Source organism: Stenotrophomonas sp. G4, assembly GCF_003428825.1.
In the GTDB taxonomy this organism is placed as follows: domain Bacteria; phylum Pseudomonadota; class Gammaproteobacteria; order Xanthomonadales; family Xanthomonadaceae; genus Stenotrophomonas; species Stenotrophomonas indicatrix.
The window spans coordinates 3,937,300-3,959,074 of the sequence record NZ_CP031741.1; the positions used below are offsets into that span (position 1 = coordinate 3,937,300).

Annotated in this window: 25 protein-coding genes and 1 pseudogene; 12 read left to right on the forward strand and 14 right to left on the reverse strand. The window is 62.9% G+C overall.

The window, feature by feature from the left end; all coding sequences use genetic code 11:
• Positions 1-58: 58 nt before the first annotated feature.
• The gene (locus D0Y85_RS17980; protein WP_117311469.1) at positions 59-940 is read left to right on the forward strand and encodes an RNA polymerase sigma-70 factor; all 882 of its coding nucleotides are present in this window, start codon (positions 59-61) and stop codon (positions 938-940) included.
• Positions 941-1,040: 100 nt separating this feature from the next.
• Here the strand turns inward: D0Y85_RS17980 and D0Y85_RS17985 are convergent, their stop codons facing one another.
• The 8 genes from D0Y85_RS17985 to D0Y85_RS18020 form a co-directional block, all read right to left on the reverse strand.
• On the reverse strand, positions 1,041-1,994 hold the full coding sequence (locus D0Y85_RS17985; protein ID WP_032976695.1) for an alpha/beta hydrolase: 954 nt from the start codon (positions 1,992-1,994) through the stop codon (positions 1,041-1,043).
• A 91-nt stretch (positions 1,995-2,085) separates the two neighbouring features.
• Positions 2,086-3,006, reverse strand: a complete 921-nt coding sequence (locus D0Y85_RS17990) for an MBL fold metallo-hydrolase (RefSeq protein ID WP_117311470.1) — start codon at positions 3,004-3,006, stop codon at positions 2,086-2,088.
• Positions 3,007-3,315: 309 nt separating this feature from the next.
• Complete coding sequence (locus tag D0Y85_RS17995) at positions 3,316-3,732, reverse strand: hypothetical protein (RefSeq protein ID WP_117311471.1); 417 nt, start codon at positions 3,730-3,732, stop codon at positions 3,316-3,318.
• Positions 3,733-3,746: 14 nt separating this feature from the next.
• Positions 3,747-4,811: a prolyl oligopeptidase family serine peptidase gene (locus D0Y85_RS18000; RefSeq protein ID WP_117311472.1), complete on the reverse strand. Its 1,065-nt coding sequence runs from the start codon at positions 4,809-4,811 to the stop codon at positions 3,747-3,749.
• Between the two features lie 77 nt (positions 4,812-4,888).
• On the reverse strand, positions 4,889-5,188 hold the full coding sequence (locus D0Y85_RS18005; protein ID WP_117311473.1) for a hypothetical protein: 300 nt from the start codon (positions 5,186-5,188) through the stop codon (positions 4,889-4,891).
• Positions 5,176-5,391 carry a hypothetical protein gene (locus D0Y85_RS18010; RefSeq protein ID WP_117311982.1) on the reverse strand — a complete coding sequence of 72 codons (216 nt, stop codon included), beginning with the start codon at positions 5,389-5,391 and terminating at the stop codon, positions 5,176-5,178. Before D0Y85_RS18010 ends, D0Y85_RS18005 begins: the two co-directional genes overlap by 13 nt.
• A 43-nt stretch (positions 5,392-5,434) precedes the next feature.
• Positions 5,435-5,692, reverse strand: a complete 258-nt coding sequence (locus D0Y85_RS18015; RefSeq protein ID WP_229290306.1) for a hypothetical protein — start codon at positions 5,690-5,692, stop codon at positions 5,435-5,437.
• 97 nt (positions 5,693-5,789) lie between these two features.
• The gene (locus D0Y85_RS18020) at positions 5,790-6,020 is read right to left on the reverse strand and encodes a hypothetical protein (protein ID WP_162887697.1); all 231 of its coding nucleotides are present in this window, start codon (positions 6,018-6,020) and stop codon (positions 5,790-5,792) included.
• A 167-nt stretch (positions 6,021-6,187) separates the two neighbouring features.
• Between D0Y85_RS18020 and D0Y85_RS18025 the strand changes: the two genes are divergently transcribed.
• Complete coding sequence (locus D0Y85_RS18025; protein ID WP_117311476.1) at positions 6,188-6,490, forward strand: hypothetical protein; 303 nt, start codon at positions 6,188-6,190, stop codon at positions 6,488-6,490.
• A gap of 17 nt (positions 6,491-6,507) precedes the next feature.
• On the opposite strand, the gene D0Y85_RS18030 is transcribed toward D0Y85_RS18025, so the two are convergent.
• Positions 6,508-6,828 carry a hypothetical protein gene (locus tag D0Y85_RS18030; protein ID WP_117311477.1) on the reverse strand — a complete coding sequence of 107 codons (321 nt, stop codon included), beginning with the start codon at positions 6,826-6,828 and terminating at the stop codon, positions 6,508-6,510.
• Between the two features lie 195 nt (positions 6,829-7,023).
• Between D0Y85_RS18030 and D0Y85_RS18035 the strand changes: the two genes are divergently transcribed.
• On the forward strand, positions 7,024-7,665 hold the full coding sequence (locus tag D0Y85_RS18035; RefSeq protein ID WP_117311983.1) for a glutathione S-transferase family protein: 642 nt from the start codon (positions 7,024-7,026) through the stop codon (positions 7,663-7,665).
• Between the two features lie 120 nt (positions 7,666-7,785).
• Here the strand turns inward: D0Y85_RS18035 and D0Y85_RS18040 are convergent, their stop codons facing one another.
• Positions 7,786-8,112, reverse strand: a complete 327-nt coding sequence (locus tag D0Y85_RS18040) for a nuclear transport factor 2 family protein (RefSeq protein WP_117311478.1) — start codon at positions 8,110-8,112, stop codon at positions 7,786-7,788.
• Between the two features lie 87 nt (positions 8,113-8,199).
• Between D0Y85_RS18040 and D0Y85_RS18045 the strand changes: the two genes are divergently transcribed.
• On the forward strand, positions 8,200-8,544 hold the full coding sequence (locus tag D0Y85_RS18045) for a winged helix-turn-helix transcriptional regulator (protein WP_117311479.1): 345 nt from the start codon (positions 8,200-8,202) through the stop codon (positions 8,542-8,544).
• Positions 8,541-8,795 (forward strand): hypothetical protein, encoded by a 255-nt coding sequence (locus D0Y85_RS18050; RefSeq protein ID WP_117311480.1) that lies wholly within the window; start codon positions 8,541-8,543, stop codon positions 8,793-8,795. The genes D0Y85_RS18045 and D0Y85_RS18050 overlap by 4 nt, the downstream gene beginning before the upstream one ends.
• Before the next feature lie 18 nt (positions 8,796-8,813).
• On the opposite strand, the gene D0Y85_RS18055 is transcribed toward D0Y85_RS18050, so the two are convergent.
• Positions 8,814-9,539: a hypothetical protein gene (locus D0Y85_RS18055; RefSeq protein ID WP_162887698.1), complete on the reverse strand. Its 726-nt coding sequence runs from the start codon at positions 9,537-9,539 to the stop codon at positions 8,814-8,816.
• Positions 9,540-9,894: 355 nt separating this feature from the next.
• Here D0Y85_RS18055 and D0Y85_RS18060 point away from each other — a divergent pair, with 355 nt between their 5' ends.
• The 4 genes from D0Y85_RS18060 to D0Y85_RS18075 all read left to right on the forward strand — a co-directional run bounded on the left by D0Y85_RS18060 (position 9,895) and on the right by D0Y85_RS18075 (position 15,218).
• Complete coding sequence (locus D0Y85_RS18060) at positions 9,895-10,704, forward strand: fimbrial protein TcfA (RefSeq protein WP_117311482.1); 810 nt, start codon at positions 9,895-9,897, stop codon at positions 10,702-10,704.
• 2 nt (positions 10,705-10,706) lie between these two features.
• On the forward strand, positions 10,707-11,213 hold the full coding sequence (gene cblA / locus D0Y85_RS18065) for a cable pilus major pilin CblA (RefSeq protein ID WP_117311483.1): 507 nt from the start codon (positions 10,707-10,709) through the stop codon (positions 11,211-11,213).
• Positions 11,214-11,341: 128 nt separating this feature from the next.
• Complete coding sequence (locus D0Y85_RS18070; protein ID WP_275897135.1) at positions 11,342-13,984, forward strand: TcfC E-set like domain-containing protein; 2,643 nt, start codon at positions 11,342-11,344, stop codon at positions 13,982-13,984.
• A gap of 70 nt (positions 13,985-14,054) precedes the next feature.
• Entirely contained in the window at positions 14,055-15,218 is a 1,164-nt protein-coding gene (locus D0Y85_RS18075) for a CfaE/CblD family pilus tip adhesin (RefSeq protein ID WP_117311484.1), read from the forward strand.
• Positions 15,219-15,425: 207 nt separating this feature from the next.
• Here D0Y85_RS18075 and D0Y85_RS18080 read toward each other — a convergent pair whose 3' ends face one another.
• Positions 15,426-16,496 carry a hypothetical protein gene (locus tag D0Y85_RS18080; protein ID WP_162887699.1) on the reverse strand — a complete coding sequence of 357 codons (1,071 nt, stop codon included), beginning with the start codon at positions 16,494-16,496 and terminating at the stop codon, positions 15,426-15,428.
• 637 nt (positions 16,497-17,133) lie between these two features.
• On the opposite strand from D0Y85_RS18080, the gene D0Y85_RS18085 reads away from it, so the two are divergent.
• Both D0Y85_RS18085 and D0Y85_RS18090 read left to right on the forward strand, forming a co-directional pair.
• A complete protein-coding gene (locus tag D0Y85_RS18085) occupies positions 17,134-17,415 on the forward strand; it encodes a hypothetical protein (protein ID WP_117311486.1) in 282 nt (93 codons plus the stop codon).
• 79 nt (positions 17,416-17,494) lie between these two features.
• A complete protein-coding gene (locus D0Y85_RS18090; RefSeq protein WP_117311985.1) occupies positions 17,495-17,842 on the forward strand; it encodes a helix-turn-helix domain-containing protein in 348 nt (115 codons plus the stop codon).
• Between the two features lie 590 nt (positions 17,843-18,432).
• Here the strand turns inward: D0Y85_RS18090 and D0Y85_RS20940 are convergent.
• Together D0Y85_RS20940 and D0Y85_RS18105 are read right to left on the reverse strand one after the other, a co-directional pair.
• Positions 18,433-18,912, reverse strand: a pseudogene (locus D0Y85_RS20940) (hypothetical protein).
• A gap of 846 nt (positions 18,913-19,758) precedes the next feature.
• Positions 19,759-20,373 carry a hypothetical protein gene (locus D0Y85_RS18105; RefSeq protein WP_117311488.1) on the reverse strand — a complete coding sequence of 205 codons (615 nt, stop codon included), beginning with the start codon at positions 20,371-20,373 and terminating at the stop codon, positions 19,759-19,761.
• A gap of 144 nt (positions 20,374-20,517) precedes the next feature.
• Here D0Y85_RS18105 and D0Y85_RS18110 point away from each other — a divergent pair.
• Positions 20,518-21,677 (forward strand): IS3 family transposase gene (locus tag D0Y85_RS18110; RefSeq protein ID WP_117311986.1). Its coding sequence is split into 2 segments (ribosomal slippage): positions 20,518-20,773 and positions 20,773-21,677, totalling 1,161 coding nucleotides; the frame shifts between segments, so codons are not numbered across the junction.
• Positions 21,678-21,775 lie beyond the last annotated feature (98 nt).

A 21,775-nucleotide genomic window follows, 5' to 3' on the forward strand; every position in this document is an offset into this window, starting at 1 on the left:
GCCACTCCCACAGGTCCGCCGGTGTCACAATCGGCGGACCTGTCCCGTCTCTGCTGGCATGGACGACCCCACCGCACTGTTCACCCGACTACGCCCGCGCCTGTTCGGCGTGGCCTACCGCATGCTCGGCTCCTCGCACGAGGCCGAGGACGTGGTGCAGGATGTCTGGCTGCGCTGGCATGGCGCCAACCAGCAGGACATCGAGAACGCCGAAGCCTGGCTGGTGGCCACCACCACCCGCCGCGCCATCGATGGCCTGCGCCTGGCCCGGCGCACGCGCGAGCACTATGTCGGCATGTGGCTGCCCGAGCCGCTGCTCACCGAAGACACCGGCACACCCGAGTACATGCTGGAAACGGCCAGTGATCTGTCGGTGGCCTTCCTCAACGTGCTGGAGCGGCTGGCCCCGGACGCGCGTGCCGCGTTCCTGCTGCACGATGTGTTCGACCAGGATTACGACGTGGTGGCACGCACGCTGGACAAGACCGAAGCCGCCTGCCGGCAGATCGTGCACCGCGCGCGCCTGCAGCTGCGGCAGGAGCGACCGCGCTACAACGTGCCGCAGGACGTGCACCAGAAACTGATGCGGCGTTTCGCAGAGGCCATCGCCAATGGCGACTTCAGGACAATGAAAACCCTGATGGCCGAATCGGCCGTGCTGATCGGCGATGGCGGCGGCATCGTCACCAGCTTCCCGAGACCGATGGTCGGCGGCGCACGCATCGCACAGCTGCTGTACGCCCCGCACCTGCGGCGCAAGGACCAGCTGCGGATGGTGCCGAGCATGATCAATGGACGACTGGGGCTGCTGCGTTACTTCGACGACGTGCTGGAATCGGCAATGGCTTTCGATACCAACGGCGAGCAGATCGTGCAGATCCTGGTGCAGCGCAACCCGCACAAGCTGCAGGGCCTGCACCAGCCAACCTCGATCCAGTAGATCCACGCCATGCGTGGATGCGGTTGCCTTCATGCACAGCAAAGCCACGCATGGCGTGGCTCTACTGGTTCTCCGCGCTGCCTGATGGCTGCCCTCGTGGTTACTTCTGCTGCAGGAAGGCCAGCAGGTCCTGGTTGACCTTGTCCTTGTGGGTCTCGGTCAGACCATGCGGCGCACCCGGATAGACGATCAGCCTGGCGCCCTTGATCAGCTTGGCCGACATCCGTCCCGCCACGTCGATCGGCACGATCTGATCGTCGTCGCCGTGGATCACCAGGGTCGGCACATCGAACTTCTGCAGGTCAGCGCGGAAGTCGGTCGCCGAGAACGCGGCGATCGAGTCGTAGGTGTTCTTCTGCCCACCCAGCATGCCCTGCGCCCACCATGCATCGACCATCGCCTGGTTGACCTTCGCGCCCGGTCGGTTGAATCCATAGAACGGCCCGGACGGAATGTCCTTGTACAGCTGCGACCGGTTCTCCAGCTGCGCCTTGCGGATGCCGTCGAACACTTCGATCGGAACGCCACCCGGGTTGTCTGCGGTTTTCAGCATGAACGGCGGCACCGAACTGATCAGCACGGCCTTCTTCACCCGTCCCGTGCCATGGCGACCGATGTACCGCGCCACTTCGCCGCCGCCGGTGGAGAAGCCCACCAGCGTGACGTCCTTCAGGTCCAGCGTATTGATCACCGTGGCCAGATCATCGGCATAGTGATCCATGTCGTTGCCATCCCAGGGCTGGCTGGAACGACCGTGGCCACGGCGGTCGTGTGCGACCACCCGGTAACCGTGGTCCGCCAGGAACATCATCTGCGATTCCCAGCTGTCCGAATCCAGCGGCCAGCCATGGCTGAAGGTCACCACCGGCCCATTCTTCGGGCCCCAGTCCTTGTAGTACAGCTGCACACCATCGGCGGTGGTGATGGTGCTGGCGGTGCGCGTGACAGCGCTGGGTGCGGACGGGTGTGCCGGCGCGGCGGCCTGGGCGGACAGGCCCGCCTGCATCGACAGGGCCAGGGCAGTTGCAGCGAGGGTGCGGGTAACGGTGTTCATGGTGGACCTCCAGAGGATGGGTGGGTTTCGACAGGGGTTACTTTGCGCCCCTGCCCGGGACCATTGGTGACGTGAAGTCCAGAAAACTTGATCAAAAATCCCAGAACACCGGCACCCAGCGGAACGCCTCGCCCTCGCGGGACACCCGGCCCACCGACGGGAACGGCAGGTGCGTGGCCACCAGCATCTCGCCGGTGCCGGCCAGCGCATTGAGCAGTTCGATGCGCACCCGCGCCGCCTCCTCCGGTTCGTGCTCGAAACCGTTATGCCAGTTCGGTTGATCGAAACCGACGGCGAACACGGCATCGCCAGCAAAGGTCAGCGCCTGGCCCGCCGAGGCAACGCGCACCACGCAGTGGCCCGGCGTGTGGCCGCCGGTGCGGCGCGCGACTACGCCCGGTGCGATCTCATGCTCATCCTCGAAGGTGTGCACGAAACTGCCGTACTCGGCCCAGAAATGCGTGGCCGTTGCGCGAAGCGCGTCCGGGAACCCCTGTGGCATGTTGGTGCGGGTGAAGTCGGGCGACTTCCAGAACGCCACTTCCGACGCTGCGACGTGGATCTTCAGGTCCGGCCGCAGCTGTGCTTTCACTCCGTCCACCAGCAGGCCGCCGATGTGGTCCATGTGCATGTGGGTGATGACCACATCGGTGATCTCGCGCAGGTCGATACCGGCAGCGCCGAGGCGACGGATCAGCTGGCCGGCGCGCGGCAGCTGCAGGTCCGGGTCCATGCCCAGGCCGGCGTCGATCAGGATGGAGCGCTCACCGCTGTGCACCACCATCACGTTCAACGCCCAGTCGAACGCATCCTGTGGCAGGTACATCTCATTGAACCATTCGGCACGCTCGGATGCGGGAACATTATGGCCGAGCATCTGCGTCGGCAACGGCAGCACGCCGTCGCTGACCACGAGCACGTCGATGTCACCGACTTTCAGGGCATAGCGCGAGGGAACAAGCTCGTCGAGCGCAGGCGCGGCAGGGGCAATGGTGTTTTCCAGGCTGAACATGAGGCGATCTCCACGAAGGTTGGCTGGCAGGCAGTGAAGCAGGGCCGGCGGACAGTTCCGGGGTTACGCCTTCGCACGGCGCAGGGCATGGCGTTGCCGGGCAGCAATGCCCTGCAGCACAGCGCCGCTGGTTCGATTGAAGACGGGATCCACGAGCTGCAGTGGACCCGGAGCACGGCAAGGGCCGTGTGGGATCAGCGTAGGCAACGCAGGCAGTGCGCAGTAGATCCGCAGGCGGGCTCGCGGCGTTGCCTTTTGGGAAGCAGTGGACACGTTGCCCGCTTCGGCAGGCGGCGGCCGCTCGCTCAGTCAGGACGCAAGCAGCGCCACGATGGCCTTTGGAAGAAACAACGCCGCGGCGACAGCCACCGACAGGATCAGTACAACCCTGACAGTCAGGGGTCGACGACGCGGGTTGCTGACGTGCAGGCGTAGATCGCGCACCTCCGCTTCCAGTGCGCGACGTTCACTCGCATCGCGCTGCTGTGGATCGTACAACTGCCGCTCCACCTCGCGCAGGCGCTTGATCAGCTCCCGCGCGGGTGTTGTCCGCAGTATCTGCTGGTCAACTGCCTGCAAGCGCAGCGACAACGGCATCAGCGCCTCCGCGAACTGCCCCGCGGGCAGTTGCCTGGCAGCAAGCCGGCCCGCTTCGACATTGATCTCGGCCAGCAGCGCAGCACGCTGGGCATGCAGCCGTTGAAGCCGGTTTCCACGCAGACGCATTGTTGCTCCTTGACTCAGCCGTCCGTGCCCATCATCCAGCGGATGGCCTGCGGGAACGAGGTCTTCCAGTCGTCCGGATAGAAATGACCACCCTCATGGGTACGCGACCGGAGCTCGTTGCCATCGCTGAAAAGGGCGCGGAAATCCGCGCTCATCTTCTGGTTCGCCGGCCCTTCCTGCTCGCCGTTGATGACGAACACCCGCTTGCCGTGCGCGCTGCTCTGCGTGGGCACCGGCTGGCGCCAGCCACCCGGCGACACCAGCAATGCACCGGCATAGTCATCCGGATGCTGCGCCAGCAGCGCGCCGGCATGCTGCGAGCCCTGCGAGAAACCCATCAGGTACACCTGCTTGCGGTCGATGCACTGGCGCGCGGCCAGTTGCTCCAGCCCCGCCTGCACCACCTTGTGCGTGCCCTCATACGGGCCGGTCCAGCTGAAGCTGTCGAACGACTCGCGCATCTCCGTACCGTTGATGCCCAGCAACACCACACCAGCATCGGCCAGCGGCTGCTCGCTGCTGTCCAGGTGGCCATTGATGCCGTAGCCGTGCAGCCACACCAGCACCGGCGCACAGGCCGGCATCGCAACGCTCTTAGAAGGGGCCAGCACCGAGATGGCTCCCACCTTGCCGACCGATACCTTCGCGTAGCGTGCCTGCGTATTGGCGAGCACCTGCTTGAAGAAAGGTGTTCCGCGCAGGTGCTCGAAGTCATCGTTGTCGGCCAGCGCGGGCGCGAACCACATGCCACGCTCATCGGCCTGGCGCAGATAACGCTCGGCCAGCGCATCGTCACCGCGGCGTGCGAACAATGCCGCTGCGTGGTACGGCGCCTGCGCCAACGTGGCGTCTTCGCGGGTTGCGGCCAGATAGAGCGCCAGCGACTGCAGCAGCGTGGCGTCGTCTTCCTCGGCCCGCTCCATCAGGTCCTGCGCATCGTCGGCATTGACCAGGGCATTCAGCACCGGACCGATCGACTTGAACGCGATGGTCGAGGCGCTGTGCTGTTCCTCGGCGTGTGCGGTCGGCGCGCAGACAGCGAGCGCCAGGAAAACAGCAAGAGCAGACAGCTTCGGCATGGGGAATCTTCCGTGATTGCGGCAACGCGCGGGGCGCGCAGTCTAGCAACCTCCGGGCCGATCAGATCACCCTGCGCTCAACCGTAGGCAGGATGGCTGCCGGTAAGCACGCCCATCGAGAACGCGTAGCCCGCTTCCTCCAGCAGCAGCCGCATGCGCAGTTCGGCCCGGCGCGGAACACACAGCCCGCTAGGTGCGTACAGCGCATAAACAAAGCCGGCGCCTTCCACGTACTCGCGGCGGACCGAACAGTTGTTGGTTTCCGCGGCATCGGACCACACGGCCCGCAGCTTCTCCGGGCCGATGGATTGACCGTTGCGCAGGCGGAACGTCAGCCAGCGCACGCCCAGCGGCGGATGGTAGGTCAGGTTAGCCATTGCGCACCTTCAATACGGCGGCGGAGATGGTTCAGGACGTCCGGTTGCAGATCAGGATGCTCGTTGCGCGTGGACGCCGGCAGATCGATGCGGACAGCGCCGTTGACCAGCGCGGGGGGATCGGTGTGCAGGTCGATCCACCATCCATCGGGAAGGCGAAGCCCGCGTCCATCCCTGTCATAGAGGTTGATCTGAAAAGACATGACGCTCGCTCCCATTGGAGCTTGAGCATACGCCTGCGCGATGTCACTCCAGACTGCGACCCGCCGACGCGGTTTCCTCGACCCGCTTGGCGCACACGAAAACGAACGCCTCGTCCTGCTGCACCTTCAGGAACGAATCCAGCCAGCGTGCCGCAGCACCGCGGTTGCCGATCACGACCCCGAGTTCTTCGGTAAGGCAGCGCGCGCACTCCATGCCACCCGGACTGGGGGCCTGGCAGGCGCGGCAGCGCGCCATCGTCGTCGTTCCTGCCGGACGGCACTGGTACATGATCTTCGTCATCAGGCTTACCGCACGGGCATGGGATGGCATCAGCGCTCTTCCCGAACGTTGGACAGAGGAAAGCCGCGCAACGCGCGGCCTCTTCTTCGCTTACTGCTCAGCGACGGGTGTCACGGCCCGGCTCGCTTTTCTGTTCCTGCCCGGACTTCTGCGGGCCGACCGGCTTTGCATCCTGCTGGACCTGCTGCTCCTGCTGGCGCTGCCTGCCGTCCTGCTTCCGGTCGCCGCCCATTGCGTTGTCATCAGCCTGGCCGTGCTGGGCGGCCTGCTTGATGCCGGTCGGGGCGTTGGTGCGGTCGGTCTGGCCTTGCGGCGTATTGTTGTTCATGTCTTGCTCCACCGCAGCGATCTGCTGCAGCGCCACTGTGGGCGCGGGCCGGTTACGCAGCTGCATGAAAGCCGGAGATTAATGAACGGGCACCATGAACAGCGCTGCGCGCACACAGGCTGCTGACATGCACAGGTGTACGTTGGCGTTCCAACAGGAGAAGTCTCATGGAACGCATTACCAACAAGGACTTCGTTGACGTCGAGCGCGAGCTGCAGCACTGGCAGGCCGCGTTCCAGACGGGCGATCTGCCCGCCATCAACTTCCGCCACGAGGTCGCACCGGTCATCCGCCTGGCGTGCGACATCTATGTCCGCAACCCACACGGCACGCGCACGGCATGGCTCACCGATCTGCAGTCACGGCTCGCGCTGCGCACCAGCCTGCGTGGCCACCCGGGGTCGGCGGAAATGGCGATGGGCTGCTGGGCGCGCCTTTCCGGGCCGGCATTGGCCACGCAAGCGGGCTGACATCGGCTGCGCGCAGATCACTCCTCGCCCGCGAGCTGGTTGCCTTCCTGCATCAGCTGATCATTCAACCGGTTCACCAGCGCGATGACCGCATCGGCCAAGGCACGCGCATCGGCGATGGAGCCATGGAAGGCAATGCGGGTGCCCTCCACCTTCACTTCCGCCAATGACAGCTGCGACGCCAGCGTCGCGCAGTGCTGCAGGAAGCGGCCGGTCCACTGTTCGTCGGGTGCCTGATCGAGCAGCGCGGTGATGGCTTCATCGGCAGTCGCATCGACCTGCTGGTGAAGCCGTGGCACGTCGAACCCAACGATGCGCGGCAGTCTGGACGTGCTCACATACTTCCCCCGGAGTGTGCAGGACGTCAGTATCGCGTCACCGACCCTCCCGGGCGAATCGTCCGACATGAACCGTTCATCCGGGCCGGCGATGCCGGGCCCTCGGTCCGCGGAGGCGTGTCGATTCCCGCGCCGTCCGCGCGTCGAGAGAAGAAAGGCCGGCCGACGTGGCAGCCAACGCCGATGGACATCCCGATGACCCCGATCCTGACCGCATTCAAGCATTCCCCGGACCGTGGCCAGGGGCTGGCCCGCGACATGCGCGTGCGCTGGGCGCTGGAAGAGCTGGGCCTCGCCTACGACGTCCATCTGCTCTCCTTCGAGGAGATGAAACAGCCGGCGCACCTGGCGCGGCATCCGTTCGGTCAGATTCCCACCTATGAGGATGGCAACGTAGTGCTGTTTGAATCAGGCGCGATCCTGCTGCACCTGGCCGAACAGCACCCCGGGTTGTTGCCCGCCGACGCGGGTGCGCGCATGCGCGCGATCACCTGGATGTTCGCCGCGCTGAACACTGTGGAGCCGCCGATCGTCGAACGCTCCATGGCGTGGGTGCTGGAACGCGAACAGCCCTGGTACGCACAACGGCTGGTGATGCTGGACGAGCGCGTGCGCCGGCGGCTGAGCCAGCTGACCGCTCGGCTGGGCGATGCACCATGGCTGGACGGAGACTTCAGCGCCGGCGATCTGCTGATGGTGTCGGTGCTGCTGCGGCTGCAGAGCAGCGGCATCGTCGGCGAGTATCCAGACCTTGCTGCCTATGTTGACCGCGCGACCGCGCGGCCAGCCTACCAGCGCGCCTTCGCCGCACAGCTGGCGGTGTTCCAGAACCCGTAGCTGCACCCTGCGCTCAGTAGCTCCACGCTATGCGTGGAGATCGCCATCCATTGGTGCTGCTACGCGTCAATCGGCAGCCATCGGCGTGCCACCCGATCTCCGGAAGCAACCGCCACTGGATCAGTGGATGTCCAGCGCGACGATGCCATCCCCTTCCAGGGTGAACGCGTGTGTCAGCACCACCGGGCTGCCCGGGAACGTGCCGCTGACCTGTGCAGATACGATGTGGCGACCGTCCTGCACGTGCAGCTGCAGGGGGACCACGTGTTGCTGGTAGGCCGCACGCGTCTGCGCCACCCAGGCGGCAATCGCCGTGTGTCCCTGGTGCCGCTGGCGCTCATCGCCCACCGTCGCGCCTGCGGCAAAGCACTGCTCCACGTGGGTTCCGGGCTCGCCATTGGCCAGCAGGAAATAGCGGGACAACGGCGCGGGAAGATCAATCGACATCGCAGGCACTCCAGGCGGGACTGGCGCTATTCTCGGACCGCACCCTGGCCGCCACAAGAACGCACCTGAAGGTAAGTGACCCACCCCATGAGAAAGGCCTATACCCCTGAGACCGCCGCCGCGGACGTGGCCCGTGCACTCGCCCTGCTGGAAGGCCGCTGGAAGCTGTTGATCCTCTTCCACCTGTTCGACGGAAAGGTGCAGCGCTATTCCGACCTGGAGCGGCTCATCCCCGGCATTTCGCAGAAGATGCTGGCGCAGCAGCTGCGTGCGCTTGAAGCCGACGGCATCGTGCTGCGCACGGTGTATCCGCAGGTGCCACCGAAAGTGGAGTATCGACTGAGTGCGTGGGGACAGGCACTGTGCCCGGCACTGGACGCGCTGCTGCTGTGGCAGGAGCAGAAGCCAGCGGCAGGAGAGCCATTGGCATGACCAACTTCAGCGCAGCCACCATGCTGCTGCGCCAGATCCACCGCGACCAGCTGGCCGATCGCGGGGAGAAGTCGCAGACCTGCCAGCAGGCCAAGGCCGCCTGTGATCTGCTCGCCCACGAGTACAAGCAGAACTGGGATTCCGCCGCCCACGATGCGCTGGCGGCGGAGGCGGTGGACGTCTTCGACCTCCTGCAGCGCGGTGAGGCCACGGCGGTGCCGCCGCGCAAGTCCGATCACGTTTTCGAGTGATCGCCGCCCTGTAGAAGATCAGAGGATGACGGCAGCAAACAGGCCGACAACCCCGATCGTCGTCAGCAGGAACGAGACTACTACCGAACCGAGCGCACGCAGCGCCGACCCTCCATTCAAGGCCACGAAGGCCCGCATGCGGGCCCACAGGTACCACGCCACCGCCAGCACGCTGATGCAGGTCGCGGTGAACGGGCCAGCCTGTGCCGGGGACGCGGCTGCCACCTGCGATAGTGCGAGTGTCACCACGAACGGGCATGCGATGAACGCCTGGATGGAGAAAGGCTCGCGCAACGTCTCGCGGTTCACGGGCAGCCGCTGGCGCCAAAGCGTGCCCAGTGCCGCGCCGAGTGCGTACACGCAGAACACCGCAGAGCGGGTGAGCAGCAGTCCTTGTTCGCTGCTGAAAAGCAGCTGCCCTACTGGCGTACTGAGCCGGGGCGAGGACATGCGCATCGCCATCTCCAGCGCATGGGCGATGGCCACCGACAGAATCAGCATCAGCACCGGGCTGATCGCATCGGAGAACCTCTGGTCGGGATCCTTGCCGAGCTCGATGCGGGTGTAGCGCGCGACCTCGCCGGGGTGAATCAGTACCCGCCAGAACATCCGCGGATAGAACACCAGCCAGCCGACCAGCTCGTAGAGGAATTCTTCCAGCGATCGCAGCAATCGTATGAGGTCCATGACCGCCGTGGATAGCGTGCGGCGCGTGAAGCCGGGATCACGGCGGGGGCCAGGCAACGGGTGCCGGGGCCTCCCCGACCCAAGGCAATCACCTGCCCCGCTTGCTTCTCGTAGCGTGCGGGCTGTCCGGGCAAGCCTGCGAAGTGCGGTGCCGTCGGCCTGTCCCGCATTTAAGAAACGTCTGATGTATCGCTGACCCTGCTGGAAACAGACTAGCGGCCGGTCGATTCATCCCAAGCGCAACAACGCCTGGCGCGACCGGAGGCACCCGCGCGCCTCTGGCAAGCACGATACAGGTGGATCTGGACGCTTGAACTCTCAAACACCTACGGGATGTGGGACCGAGCGCGGCCGCTTATCGCTGGGCTCGACCTGCACATCTGCACCGAGGTTACGAATGCAAGTAGCTGCAATGAAGTTGATCACCACCCCATGCAGAGTCCTGCTCTGCGCGGGGGCGCTGGCACTGATGATTCCCGCTGCCGAAGCAAACATGCTGGTCTATCCGATGGCCGCGTCGATAGGGCCGGACGGCAACTCGGCAGCTCAGCTTCGTGTCTACTCCAAGTCCGAACAGACACAGTATGTGAAGGCCACAGTACAGCGGGTGGTCGATCCAGCGACCGATCATGAGCGCGAGGAAAGCGACGCGGTATCAGGCGAATATCCGGTCGTAGTATCTCCCGCCAAGTTTGTGCTTCCTGCAGGCGGCGCACGACTGATCCGGATAATCCCCTTGAGCACTCCCGAGAAGGAAGTGCTCTACCGGGTCTACCTGCAGCCGGTCGCGCCCCCCTCCGGCGAGGATGTCGCTGCAGACAGCGCGACAGCCGGGCAGATCAACTTCAACCTGGTATGGGCGCCGCTGGTGCGGGTACTGCCAAAGCACCCGGCACCTGATCTGCAGGTGTCGGAAGGCGTAGTGATCAATACGGGAAATGTGCGAATAGGCCTTCTGGATGCCGGCGGTTGCCCAACCGCGCGGGATGAGTCGGCCTGCAACTGGAAGACGTTCGAACGCAGCGTCTATCCAGACCAGAAGTTCAAGCTGGATGGCTTGAGCCCCGCACGCTATGTACGGATCCGATACCGCGTCGAAGGAATGCCGGACGTGCAGCAGAAAGTTGTGCCTGCGCATCCGGCCGACGCGATGGACTCGCATAGCGCGCTCAATCTGACCATTCCGGGTCAGCCCGTTGTTTCCATAAGTCAAAAGGACTAATCATGTTGAAGTTTGTTCCCGTTGCCGCCATTGCATTGATGTCGATCTCGATGTCCGCCCATGCGGTGCAGAAGGACATCACCGTAACCGCCAATGTCGACACCTCGCTGGAGATCCTCTCTGCCGACGGCTCCCCCCTGCCGACGACGATGCAGATGCAGTACCTGCCGGGCCAGGGCCTGCAGACTGCGCAGGTAATGACCAAGATCTTCACCAATGATGTCAAGAAGGACCTCCAGGTGCGCCTGTCGGCTGATCCCGCCCTGCGCAACACCACCAACCCGGGTGCACCGGACGTTCCGCTGGCAGTGAAGTTCGGTAACGCCAACCTGACCACCAAGGCCGAGACCCTGAGTGCGGCAGAGATCTTCTCTGGCGACATCAAGAATGGCTCGAACGCGCTGCCGCTGTCGGTGGCGCAGAAGCAGGCAGGCGCACTCACCGAAGCTGGCAGCTACCAGGGCGTGGTCAGCGTGATCCTGACCCAGAGTGCCGCATCGGGCGGTTGACCTGCCACGTGTTGCCACGCCGGGCGCGCCCTGGAGGCGCGCCCGACTCTTTGCGAATGCTGCCCCGCTCAATGATCCCATCAGATACCAGGAAAACCGTCGCTGCGTGCTTGGCCGTGATGTATGCGATGAGCATCGCGTCCAATGCCGGCGCCGCTTCGGCGGTGCCGGATGGATTCGAAAGCATCGCAGCGGGGCATGACGAACGCGTTGAGATCACATTCCTTGGCGAATCGCTCGGACTGTTCCGCGTATTTGTAACCCCCGACACACTGCGCATTGAAGATCCTCAGGACCTGCTGCGCAAGTTGGGGACAAAGATTTCCGCGGCTGTAGACCCGTCGACGATCATCGAATCGCTATCGGCGCCAATGCCGCGGAATGGAAGCCTGGCCTGTGCCGGCCTGGCCGGTGCAGATGGGTGTGGCTATGTGGACACTGATAGCGCAGCGCTCATCTACAACGAGATGGAGGGCAATGCCGATCTGTTTCTCTCACGGGAGTGGCTGGGCAGCGAAGAGCGCGACATCCGATTCCGCGATCCCACGTCCGATTCCAGCAATGCACTGATCCATCAGCAGACCCTGAACTACTCCGGCGGGCGGGGCTACAAGAGCCTGGCCGTCTCCGGCACCGGTGCGCTGGGGCTCACGCCCGGAAGCTTCATAGGTGCAAACTGGAACTTCACGCACAGCAGTTTTTCAGGCAGATCCAACAACCGCACCGAGCTCTCAGACATCTATTTCCGCAATGATGTCGGCAGGCAGCACTATGTCCAGGTCGGGCGCATGGACAATCGAAATCTCGCAAGCCCGCTCGGTGGAAATTTCGGATTCTCGATGCTTCCGGTCGGGGCGTTTGATGGCGTCCGCATCGGTACGACCCTGGCCTATGCCAATCCGGAGTCGGCCGTCCAGGGCACGCCCGTAACCGTGCTTCTGTCCCGCGACTCGCGAATCGACGCGTATCGCGGCAATGAGCTGCTCGGCACCTTCTACATGAGGGCCGGGGTGAACTCGGTTGATACCTCTCGATTTCCCGAGGGCACCTATCCGGTTCTTCTTCGAATATTCGAGAGCGACATGCTGACCCGCACGCAGACCACACCATTCACCAAGACCGGTGGCGGCGTCGGCTTCCGCAGCCGCCAGTGGTTCGCGCAGGCGGGTCGCACAGCCGAGTCGAACGGCAACGACACCGCAACCGTGGCTGCGGGCGTCCGATATCCTGTGACCGATGGCCTTTCGATAACGACCGGTGTTGCCCATGTGGATGGTGGCAGCTACGGTGAAACGGAGTTCGATTGGCGCCACGCCGTGGGTCGCGGGCTGCTCTCGGCCACTGCCTCGTTGTCGATTGGCAATGATGGCTCGCGTGGCAGCACGCAGCAGCTCTCCTTCTCCAACACCGTCGCGTGGAGCATCTACCGGTACAGGATGCGCGGAGCCGCCTGCGATGGCGAATCGCTATCCCATCGCGATGTCGGGTGTTACGACATGCTGAACGCAACGGTCTCCATCCCGATGGGGGACTGGTCGACAATGCTTGGCTATACGTACAACAGAAGCGCCGGGCGGGTTCCCGGCTGGCCGATCGCCGACACGGACAGCCGCTGGCTGCCTATCGATGCACGCCGGGTGGACGACGTTGCGCGTGCCGTTCAGCTCTCGGTTTCGCGTTCGGCAACCTGGAGGACATTCAATGCAAACTTCAGCGCAGGCGTATTCGCCAACCGCAGCGCCGGAGGAAGCACTGTATATGGCGGCTACATCGGCGCGACGCTGTCGATGGCCGACCCGGCGGCGCGCTCGGGCGCGGTTGCCACCTTCACATCGGCAGGGGTCGAGGTGCGTGGCGACAGCGAGAAGACGTTGGAAAGCTACGCCTTGAATCGAAACTGGTCCTGGCAGGGACAGAGTCAACGCGAGATCGCGCTTGGCCTGTCGGGCAATGGCTCGGACAGCCTGACTGGCGGCCTGCAGGGCAGATGGAACGGGCGCTATGGTGATGCGGCTGCATCCATTACAAACACCTATCGCAATGGCGGTCCTGCATCCAGCCCGTCATTGTCGGGCAGCTATTCGTCAACATTTGCCGCCTCCCGGTCGGGTCTGTATGTGGGCGCCTCTGCGTCGCAGGCCGATCCGCTGGCGGGGTACGCGGTAAAGGTAACGGAAAATGATGAAGCAGCTGGAATGGCTGCGGAGGTGAGTGGGGGTTCGAGCTCGAACATCAAGATCGGGTTTGGACAGCGCACGTTGCTTCCTGTGACCGCGTTCTCCCCGGCCACCGTCGAAGTGAGCGATGCCGGCGTCGGGTCTTCGACGAACGCTACCAGCGTGATCGATGGCCTGGGCCGGCAGGCCGTGTTCATGGTGCCGGGCCAGCTCATGACCCGTACCGTGCGCGCAAGCATCATCTACACCTATGTCGGCCAAGCGGTCGACATCAACGGAAGGCCGCTGGCGGACGGCGTAATTCTCAATGGAGCGATGCCATCACTTGACGCCGAAGGCGGCTTCATCGCCGAACTCGATCGCAAGGAAGACAACCTGTTCGTCATTGAGGGCTCGGCATTGATGCGCTGCCCGCTTCAGGTAAAGCGCCGCCAGGACGTGCTGATGATTGTTGGCAAGGTGCAGTGCGAATTGGCTACGGTCAACGCACTTCCAGAGGTTCTGCGGTCGCAGGCTCGCGTGCAGAAGCTGCTGGAACAGCGATATGTCACCAGCACGCAGAGAGACGAAAGAGGATCAGGCGTAAGCCATTGAATGAGCAAGATGTTCCCCGGCCCGTCCAAGGCCAGCCCGCATGCATGCATGCAGAACGGTAAGCAGACAGATGATTCTATCCAGTGACCGTAGCTTTCTGGCGATCACCCTGGCGGTGGCATTGAGTGCATTTTCGCTCAATGCCTCGGCAGGGTCACAAGCGCCAGCGAACCGCAACGATTCGGTGGAATCGATCCGGGATCGAGGAGAACCGCTGGGCGACGTTCTCGTATTCAATGCGGCATCGGGTGGCTACGACACTGACGACGCTGCAAAGTGGGGGCGCAATACCTGGACTTGTAGATCTGCCACTGATACAGCGGCGGGTGCCTGCCCGACCTCGCCAGTCTGGAACGGCGGTGGCGGGCCGACCCCCATCCGGCTTTCCTTTACGGAGGAAACGACCGGCGCCTCGGCAGTTCTGGGCTTGATCGGAGAAAATGGGTATAGCCGCCACGCCGATTGCGACGGAAAGGACGTGCCAGAGACCGTGGCGGCCACCCGCGTTGCAATCCACCAGGCGCAGCTGGCAGAAATCGGCACCTGCAGCACCGGCCGCCATTGGGACGGGCGAAGCCTCTTCGTCAAAATTCCTGCCACAGAGATTGCGAAGCTTCCCTCAGGTGGCATTTGGAAAGCCAACCTGCAGCTCGATCTGCGGCTCTGGGGCGGGAGCAATCCAGTAATCGCCACCTTCCAGGCGGCGATCAAGCTGAAGGTCACCGACAGGAACAACATCCAGATCTATCTTCCAGGAGCCGGCACGTCGACGCCTACGATTGATCTGCAGCTGATGAAGCTGCCCAATGGCGCCATGATGTCAGGCACGTCGACAATCGACATGTGCCTGTACGATGGCTACAACTCCCAAAGCGCCTGGTTCGACGTATCTGCGAGCGACAACCTGACAATAGACAGGCGCGACAGTGGCAGCTACTCGGTGCTTCTGGACTCGGACAGAAGCGGCGCTTATGCGTCCCGAATCGACTACAACGCCAGCCTGAAGTACGGGGGAAAGATGACCGAGCTGCCGAACAATCAGGTCGTCCGCCTGCAGAGCGTGAACAACAGCGCCGGCCGCACGGTAACGTTGCCAGGTATTCCGGTGCCGGTTGTGTGCACGCCTACGCCACTCACCCTGGAAACCCCAAAGGTCCAGTCGGCTTTCAAGCGCCCTGGCCGCTACAGCAGCACTCTGACAGTAACGTTCAGCCCGTCTTCTTCAAGCCTTTGATGCACGTTCCGCAGTAGCGGGCGCATCGCTACGGCGTGCTGCTCAGCGTGCATGCGAAGGCGCGCTGCTGCCGCGCTTCGGTCAGCATGTCCGGCGGCGGCTTGATATCTGGACCCCACTGGCTCGGATGTACTTGCCAGCGAACCGCAGATTGGTGCCAATGAAGTTGGCAATCCACTACGACGGGGATACGGCAATCGCTCGAGTTCATTCGCAGACGGAAGCCGCTGCCTCCAGCAACGGCCCCACGGCAAGCGCTGGCGCCGGGCGCTCGGCCGGGAATGCAGCCGCGATTGCCTTGGCTGCGCGGTCAGCGTGCGGCTGGGCATACCATGACGAATCGCTGGACAGCGCTTTCCCACGCACGTCCCGTTCGAACCGGTACTGGCCCCAGTAGATGGCCAACGGCTCTTCCAGTGCGTTCAGCGGATTGGGCAGGGCCAGCGCACTGGGGCACAGCTGCGCGAACGCTGCCGCCATCGCCTCCCGGTTGGCAGCAGGCTGCCCCGCCGACAGGAAGTGCGCGTACTCGTGCAGCACGATCGGCGCCCAGTCATCCTGCACGTGCTGCTCGGAGAACAGCACAATGGAGCCACCGCGCAGCTTGGCCTGGGTGCGGTTCGAATACGGCCACCACACGAATCGCACCTGGAAGAGGGGCGTGGCCTCCGCACCGTAGAAGGTGCGCAGGCGCGCGGCAAATGCAGCGGCCTCCGGCGCCGCAAGTTCCCGGGTCAACGTCTCCTGTTGCTGGCTGAAGCGCGCCGTCCCGGTCAGGAGCGCGCGTGCACGGGGCACAAACCGTGCATAGAAACGCCTCAACAGTTCCCGGTCACCAGCGGCCTGTGCGGCGATGGCGGCCTCGGTGGCGGCGGAGAATGATGTCGCGTTCTGGAAGTAGCCCGTGTATGGGTCGCCAATGCGTGTATCGCTGCCGGCAAACAGGCTGTCTGCCAGAGGCCGCTTCCCCTCGTCATTACGGGCCATAGGGGAAGTGCGTTGACGAAACCGTGCATAAGCCTCGAGCGCAGCACGATCCTCCGCGTCCAACCCGAACCTGCGCTCCCAGTCCTGCTGGTAGATCGCGTCTGTATAGCCTGGCAGCCAATCGGGCAGGTTGTCCAACAGATTGAACAGATCAAAGGCTTCGTCGTAGCCCACCGTAACCATTGGGGGCACCTGCAGTGTCGAGCTTCCCGACCCGGCACGGGCCCACTGGGGCGCCAGCACAAGAACGGCGACGCACACGAAATGCACTGCCTGCGACCTGAGTGACATCCGACATGCTCCTGGACGACCGGGTGGACCGATTCGAGCATGCCGCCGAAGGTTCCACAACGTGACCATCGGCAGGGGCTGGCAGGTCCCTCCCCTCTTCACAACCCTGGGCAGATTGCCGACGCGTATCCCATTGAATGAAGCGGGCGAACCGAAGGAGATCCATCTTCGGCATCAGCGAGCCCAGGCTCCAACGACAAGAGCAGGAGATGCTGACCGGGCTGCGCACAACGAATCAGGATTGTGGATTTCGAGGATGAGGATCTATCGGGAGAAGGCTGCGCTGGCTCAGCCCCGAAGTGCAGCAGGGGGGCGCGAAGAATGGCAGCTCCCAACAGCGGCATGGGCACTGCCGGGAATGCAGCCACCAAGTAGGCACCAAACGAAAAAGGCACCGCATGGCGGTGCCCTTTTTGATGGTCTAAGCCATTGAATGCAATGGTGGCCCACCAGCAACCGAATTGCCAGTGCAAGCTATTGATATAAGTGCATACCTGCCAACGAATAGGCCCCGTTGACTCGCCAACTGACTCGCTTTTGCGACGACTGTCCATGACCCCCCGTTGGCCGATTTCTTGGCTTCCGGCACGGCCCGCACTGTGGCAGGGTGGCCGGGGACACGTTGGCGGAGATCTAGATGGACACTTCTGAACCCGACATTTCCCTGCAGGACGAGATCAAAGCTCTTCGCCAGCAGTTGGCGGTCCTTCGTTTCGATATTTTAGGCAAGGAGTGGCTCACTGTTGACGAGGCGGCGCACTATTGCGGCGTGTCGGCGAGCCAGTTCAATGCCAGGGCACATGAATACGAGCTCGAGCCACGTAATTTCATGGGCAAGAAGCTCTATGAGAAAGCGGCTCTATCAGGCAATCTACGGCGCCAAGGCTTGGTCGCGGCCATCCGCAACTTTCGCTCCTAGTTTGGTGGCAACCTCCTCCGAGATGGAGAGCAGGCTCTTGCCCGACTAAGGCGTTTTGACCAACGAAGGGGAAAGGCTGATGGATCTTGCCGACAAGCTGATGACACTCGCTCAGGCAGCTGAGCTTTGTGCATGCCACCCACGAACCCTTAGAAGGGCGATCAATGATGGACACCTCACCGCGATGCGTCTGGGGCAGAGTGCGCAATCGGATCGAATCCATGCTGACGACCTGGAAGCATGGTGGCAACGCTCGCGTTACGTGCCCCCAACTGTACCGACCTTCCCGAAAGTACCATTCGAGAGCCCGCAGATCTTCGATGCTGACGAGCGACTCAAGGCCCTACTGGGCACCAAGAAATCTAAGACGATCAGCAAGAGGCCGTTCGTTCGCTCCAAGAAGTTAAAGGGCCAAGGCGGACACTGACCTGAGGCAACCGGTGGCTAGGCAGCGGCCGCTGCCTGCGATTTCAGCGGGTCCTTCACGTTGATCCAGGCCAACGCCGGCAAATGGCTTACCTGACTACTACACTGTTGAAGCCCTCTCGTTATTGCGTCACAGTTCGCCACTTCCTACGGAGCTGCCGCATGCACGGAATGACTCAACATCTCAGGATGGCAACAGCCGGAATCACACTTATGCTGCTGGCAGCCTGCACCTCTGTTGGCGACATACGCAGTACCGGACCTGTAGCCACTTTCTCGTCCAATCAGGACCCCTTGGCCGCCGCCACTTGTGTCCGTGACGCATGGGGAGAGGTGAGCATTGGAGGATCGCGATGGCAGTATGTGCTTGAGCCCCGTTCCGGTGGCTACTCCGTGTCGACCTCCAATGGCGGCGTACCGATGGAGTTTGTTGAAGTCGCCCCTCGAACTGGTGGAGGAAGCTATATCAAGTTTTACAGCAAGTTCCTGAAGCGTCGACAGGCTCGGTACACCGAGGCCGTCACCCAATGTGGTGTCCGCACGGATTAACCCAGCTCCTGAATGTTGCGAAGATCGAAGCCTTTGCCGGGATCATCGCCACGCGCTGACTCGACCTGCAGCTACTGCGGCCCTAGGCTTGGCTTCGGCTGGAGGTCTGCATGGCCCCAGTGCTGCCCTTATTCGCGCAAGTTCCCCAGCCCCAGCCTCGGCCAAGCGCCGGACATGTTGCTGCTGCTCGCGGGTTGGAGACATGCAGTGGCGGGGGCAACTGGATCGGCATGCTGTCGGTCAGCCGGGCGACAGCCCCACGCAGAGGCAGGTCGGGATACAGCCTGGCCGCGCACCAGCGCTCGGCGTAGCGCTTCGCCTGCCGGACGTTGGCCGCGCGCACTTCCTTCACGTGCCACATCTTCTGGCCTTCCATCCACAGCCGGACCCCGGGACCATCATCAGGGGGACGCTTGCTGTCTCCCGGCCGTTGTACCAGAGCGCCCAGCGCTCACCGGTCTGGACCCAGCCAGATGGGCGTGGTGCTGAGCGGAAGCCTTGGTAGCCGTGCATCGGGAGCATGGATGGAAGGATACGGCCTGGCATCGCAGATCCTGCGAACGCGCCATCCACCGACCTGAATCGCTCACACCTCGACAGGCGTCACATACCTCGCCGCCGTGGGGCTTTACCTACGCCGTTCCGGTCGGTTTTCCGATTGCGCCTATGCCGGGGTGTTGCGACCGTGCGCGGGCAGTGCAGCACTACCACCCTACTCATGGAGAGATGGAAGTGAAATCGAAACGAAATGACGTCAGAACTGCCAGATCAACCCTTCGCCGCTCACTACTGGGCGCGTCTCTTTGCCTGATGTCAGCCGGCCTTGCCCAAAATGCGTTCGCGGGCCAGTGGGTCCAAACTGGCCGGGTGCTACTGTTAGATTCGGAAGGTATAGCGCCTTACATCGTGTCGTGGACCAACACGTGCCAAGGCGGAGTGGAAGGACCTTCGGGCTTCTACACCTACGGGGACTGGGGTCCAGAGGGACTGGGCTCGTGCTCCTCCGACGCAAACACCGGCTGGGCAGCAAATTACGCCGGGAGCATTGGCTACTGCAGGCCCGAGCCCGAACATCTTGGCGGAGGGTACTCCTGCACCGAGTACTCGCACACGTTTGGTGGTCAAACGTACACGGGTGCTATTCCGGCAACGTGTAACGTGCCTGGGACCTATGCCATAAGCTACATGCGACGCGCAGAGCTTGTGTATTCCGGTAACGGAAACATGCCCAATGACTATTATGACCGGGTTAACGAAGTCTCAGCCGAGTTCTACTGCCAGCAGTAGACTGACGCAGGACGCCTGACCGTTTCAGAGCCTACAGTCCCCGCGCAAGCGGGGACACTTGCTTATACCCCCCTGCCAATTTCATATCGCCCCGAGGTCCTTCACGACGGCTTGGCTCTTCTGCAGGAATCCAGCCAGCAACCGACCGCCAGCCACCTCTCGCCCCACCCGACCGTTGAGCCAAGCGGCTTGGATCTTTCCGGCTGCAAGCAAATCGGCTTCGGCAAAGCTATCCGGCCTACCAGCCAGCGGCTCTCCGGGCGAAACCAAGCCTCCCTCCAGGGGTTGAACCAATGTTTTGCGCGAACTGTCGCTCTTGGCATACGCCGTGGCCACCATCCTGCCGTTCTTCGGCGACCAGCCCCCAAGCACCAACTCGGTCCCGAGTTGTTCGAGCGGAAGACCCGCCTCGACTGCCGCCTTCTCGTAGTTCGGCCACAACTGGTCAACGACTAGACCCAGCTCTCTGCCAAGCTGTTCCATGGTGAAGTCCGCGCGGAAGCTGGCCTGTAGAGCCAACTCATAGATACGCAGGAAGAACTGCGCACTCCCGCGAGTCGCCAGTACCAAGTTGTGCTGGGGGATCAGTAGCAGTTTGGCCCCCGCTGAGGGCGCTCCGGTAAGCGCTTCCTCGGCCAAAGTGTCGACCGCAACAAGAAGCTGGTCAGCGCGCAGCAGAACGTTGAGGATGCTCAAAGCTCGGGTCCAAATGGGGCCAACCCACTATTACCGTTATTCCACTCACTGTCGATGGAGGCTCACATGGACACCCCCAACTGGACCGGCCAGGATTTCGTAGACATCGCAGAGCCATAATCAATGGAAGCGAGAGAGGTGTCTATGGCAAGCAAGCAGTACACCGATGAGTTCAAGGCCGAGGCGGTCAAGCAGGTTACCGAAAGAGGCTTTGCTGTAGCCGAGGTTGCCAAGCGGCTGGGGGTCTCATCCCACAGCCTTTACCAATGGCTCCGCAAGGCCAAGCGCGAGGCCTTGGCGGGCACGCCAGAGGGGTCGATGTTGCCGACGCCCAGGGACTCAGCCGAGGTGCGTCAGTTGAAGGCCGAGGTGAAACGCCTGACTGAAGAGCGCGACATCCTAAAAAAAGCCGCGGCGTACTTCGCCAAGGGGTGATGGCGAAGTACGCTTTCATGCGTGAGCACTTGGGCGAGTTCAGGCTGACGGCCATGTCTCGAGTGCTTGGGGTTAACCGCAGTGGCTACTATGCATGGGCGGGCAATTCGGGCAGGCCGCGTCGTCGTGAGGATGATCGTCTGCGCGGTCTTATCAAGCACGCCTGGCTGGCAAGTGGAACGGTGTACGGCTACCGCAAGATCACCCGGGAACTTCGTGAGGCCGGTGAACGTTGCAGCCGCCATCGTGTTCGACGTCTGATGAAGGCAGAGGGAATAAGGGCAGAAATTGGCTACGGCACCAAGCCGCGCCATCGAGGCGGTCCGCCTGGGATGGTTGAAAACGTCGTCAATCGCAACTTTTCGCCCGCTGCACCAAACAAGGTGTGGGTCACCGACATCACATACATCCGCACCTACGAGGGCTGGATTTTCCTGGCAGTGATCGTCGACCTTTACCCACGGCAAGTGGTTGGCTGGGCGATGCAGTCCCAGATGACCACCGACCTTGTGCTACAGGCACTGGTATCGGCGGTATGGAAGCGAAAACCTGCTGCGGGCCTGATCATCCACTCTGACCCAGGCAGCCAGTTCACGAGCAGCGATTGGCTATCGTTGCTGAAGCAGCATGGCGTGGTTCCAAGCATGAGCCGGCGTGGAAACTGCCATGACAACGCGGTGGCTGAGAGCTTTTTCAGTGCACTGAAGAAGGAGCGGATCAAGCGACGAATCTACCCGACCCGGGACGAGGCGCGCTCGGATGTATTCAATTACATCGAGATGTTTTACAACCCAATCCGACGCCACGGTTTCGCTGGCAACCTGGCCCCTGTAGAGTTTGAACGGCGCTACGCGCAAAGCGGCTCATGAATGTCTACGGAAGTCTGGCCGGTCCACGTCGTGCTCCTTCCGATGTCCTGGTGGTTGATCGCTACGGCATCTCAGATCAGCGGCTCTAATTCCATGGC

Bases quoted from the DNA above. Each gene is read 5' to 3' on its own strand.
- D0Y85_RS18060 (WP_117311482.1), top strand. From the start codon at position 9,895: ATGAAGTTGATCACCACCCCATGCAGAGTCCTGCTCTGCGCGGGGGCG.
- D0Y85_RS18090 (WP_117311985.1), top strand. From the start codon at position 17,495: ATGGATCTTGCCGACAAGCTGATGACACTCGCTCAGGCAGCTGAGCTT.
- D0Y85_RS17980 (WP_117311469.1), top strand. From the start codon at position 59: ATGGACGACCCCACCGCACTGTTCACCCGACTACGCCCGCGCCTGTTC.
- D0Y85_RS18020 (WP_162887697.1), bottom strand. From the start codon at position 6,020: ATGAACAACAATACGCCGCAAGGCCAGACCGACCGCACCAACGCCCCG.
- D0Y85_RS18000 (WP_117311472.1), bottom strand. From the start codon at position 4,811: ATGCCGAAGCTGTCTGCTCTTGCTGTTTTCCTGGCGCTCGCTGTCTGC.
- D0Y85_RS18005 (WP_117311473.1), bottom strand. From the start codon at position 5,188: ATGGCTAACCTGACCTACCATCCGCCGCTGGGCGTGCGCTGGCTGACG.
- D0Y85_RS18045 (WP_117311479.1), top strand. From the start codon at position 8,200: ATGAGAAAGGCCTATACCCCTGAGACCGCCGCCGCGGACGTGGCCCGT.
- D0Y85_RS17985 (WP_032976695.1), bottom strand. From the start codon at position 1,994: ATGAACACCGTTACCCGCACCCTCGCTGCAACTGCCCTGGCCCTGTCG.
- D0Y85_RS18075 (WP_117311484.1), top strand. From the start codon at position 14,055: ATGATTCTATCCAGTGACCGTAGCTTTCTGGCGATCACCCTGGCGGTG.
- D0Y85_RS18025 (WP_117311476.1), top strand. From the start codon at position 6,188: ATGGAACGCATTACCAACAAGGACTTCGTTGACGTCGAGCGCGAGCTG.
- D0Y85_RS18050 (WP_117311480.1), top strand. From the start codon at position 8,541: ATGACCAACTTCAGCGCAGCCACCATGCTGCTGCGCCAGATCCACCGC.
- D0Y85_RS17995 (WP_117311471.1), bottom strand. From the start codon at position 3,732: ATGCGTCTGCGTGGAAACCGGCTTCAACGGCTGCATGCCCAGCGTGCT.
- cblA (WP_117311483.1), top strand. From the start codon at position 10,707: ATGTTGAAGTTTGTTCCCGTTGCCGCCATTGCATTGATGTCGATCTCG.
- D0Y85_RS18080 (WP_162887699.1), bottom strand. From the start codon at position 16,496: ATGTCACTCAGGTCGCAGGCAGTGCATTTCGTGTGCGTCGCCGTTCTT.
- D0Y85_RS18085 (WP_117311486.1), top strand. From the start codon at position 17,134: ATGGACACTTCTGAACCCGACATTTCCCTGCAGGACGAGATCAAAGCT.
- D0Y85_RS18035 (WP_117311983.1), top strand. From the start codon at position 7,024: ATGACCCCGATCCTGACCGCATTCAAGCATTCCCCGGACCGTGGCCAG.
- D0Y85_RS18015 (WP_229290306.1), bottom strand. From the start codon at position 5,692: ATGACGAAGATCATGTACCAGTGCCGTCCGGCAGGAACGACGACGATG.
- D0Y85_RS18010 (WP_117311982.1), bottom strand. From the start codon at position 5,391: ATGTCTTTTCAGATCAACCTCTATGACAGGGATGGACGCGGGCTTCGC.
- D0Y85_RS17990 (WP_117311470.1), bottom strand. From the start codon at position 3,006: ATGTTCAGCCTGGAAAACACCATTGCCCCTGCCGCGCCTGCGCTCGAC.
- D0Y85_RS18040 (WP_117311478.1), bottom strand. From the start codon at position 8,112: ATGTCGATTGATCTTCCCGCGCCGTTGTCCCGCTATTTCCTGCTGGCC.
- D0Y85_RS18070 (WP_275897135.1), top strand. From the start codon at position 11,342: ATGAGCATCGCGTCCAATGCCGGCGCCGCTTCGGCGGTGCCGGATGGA.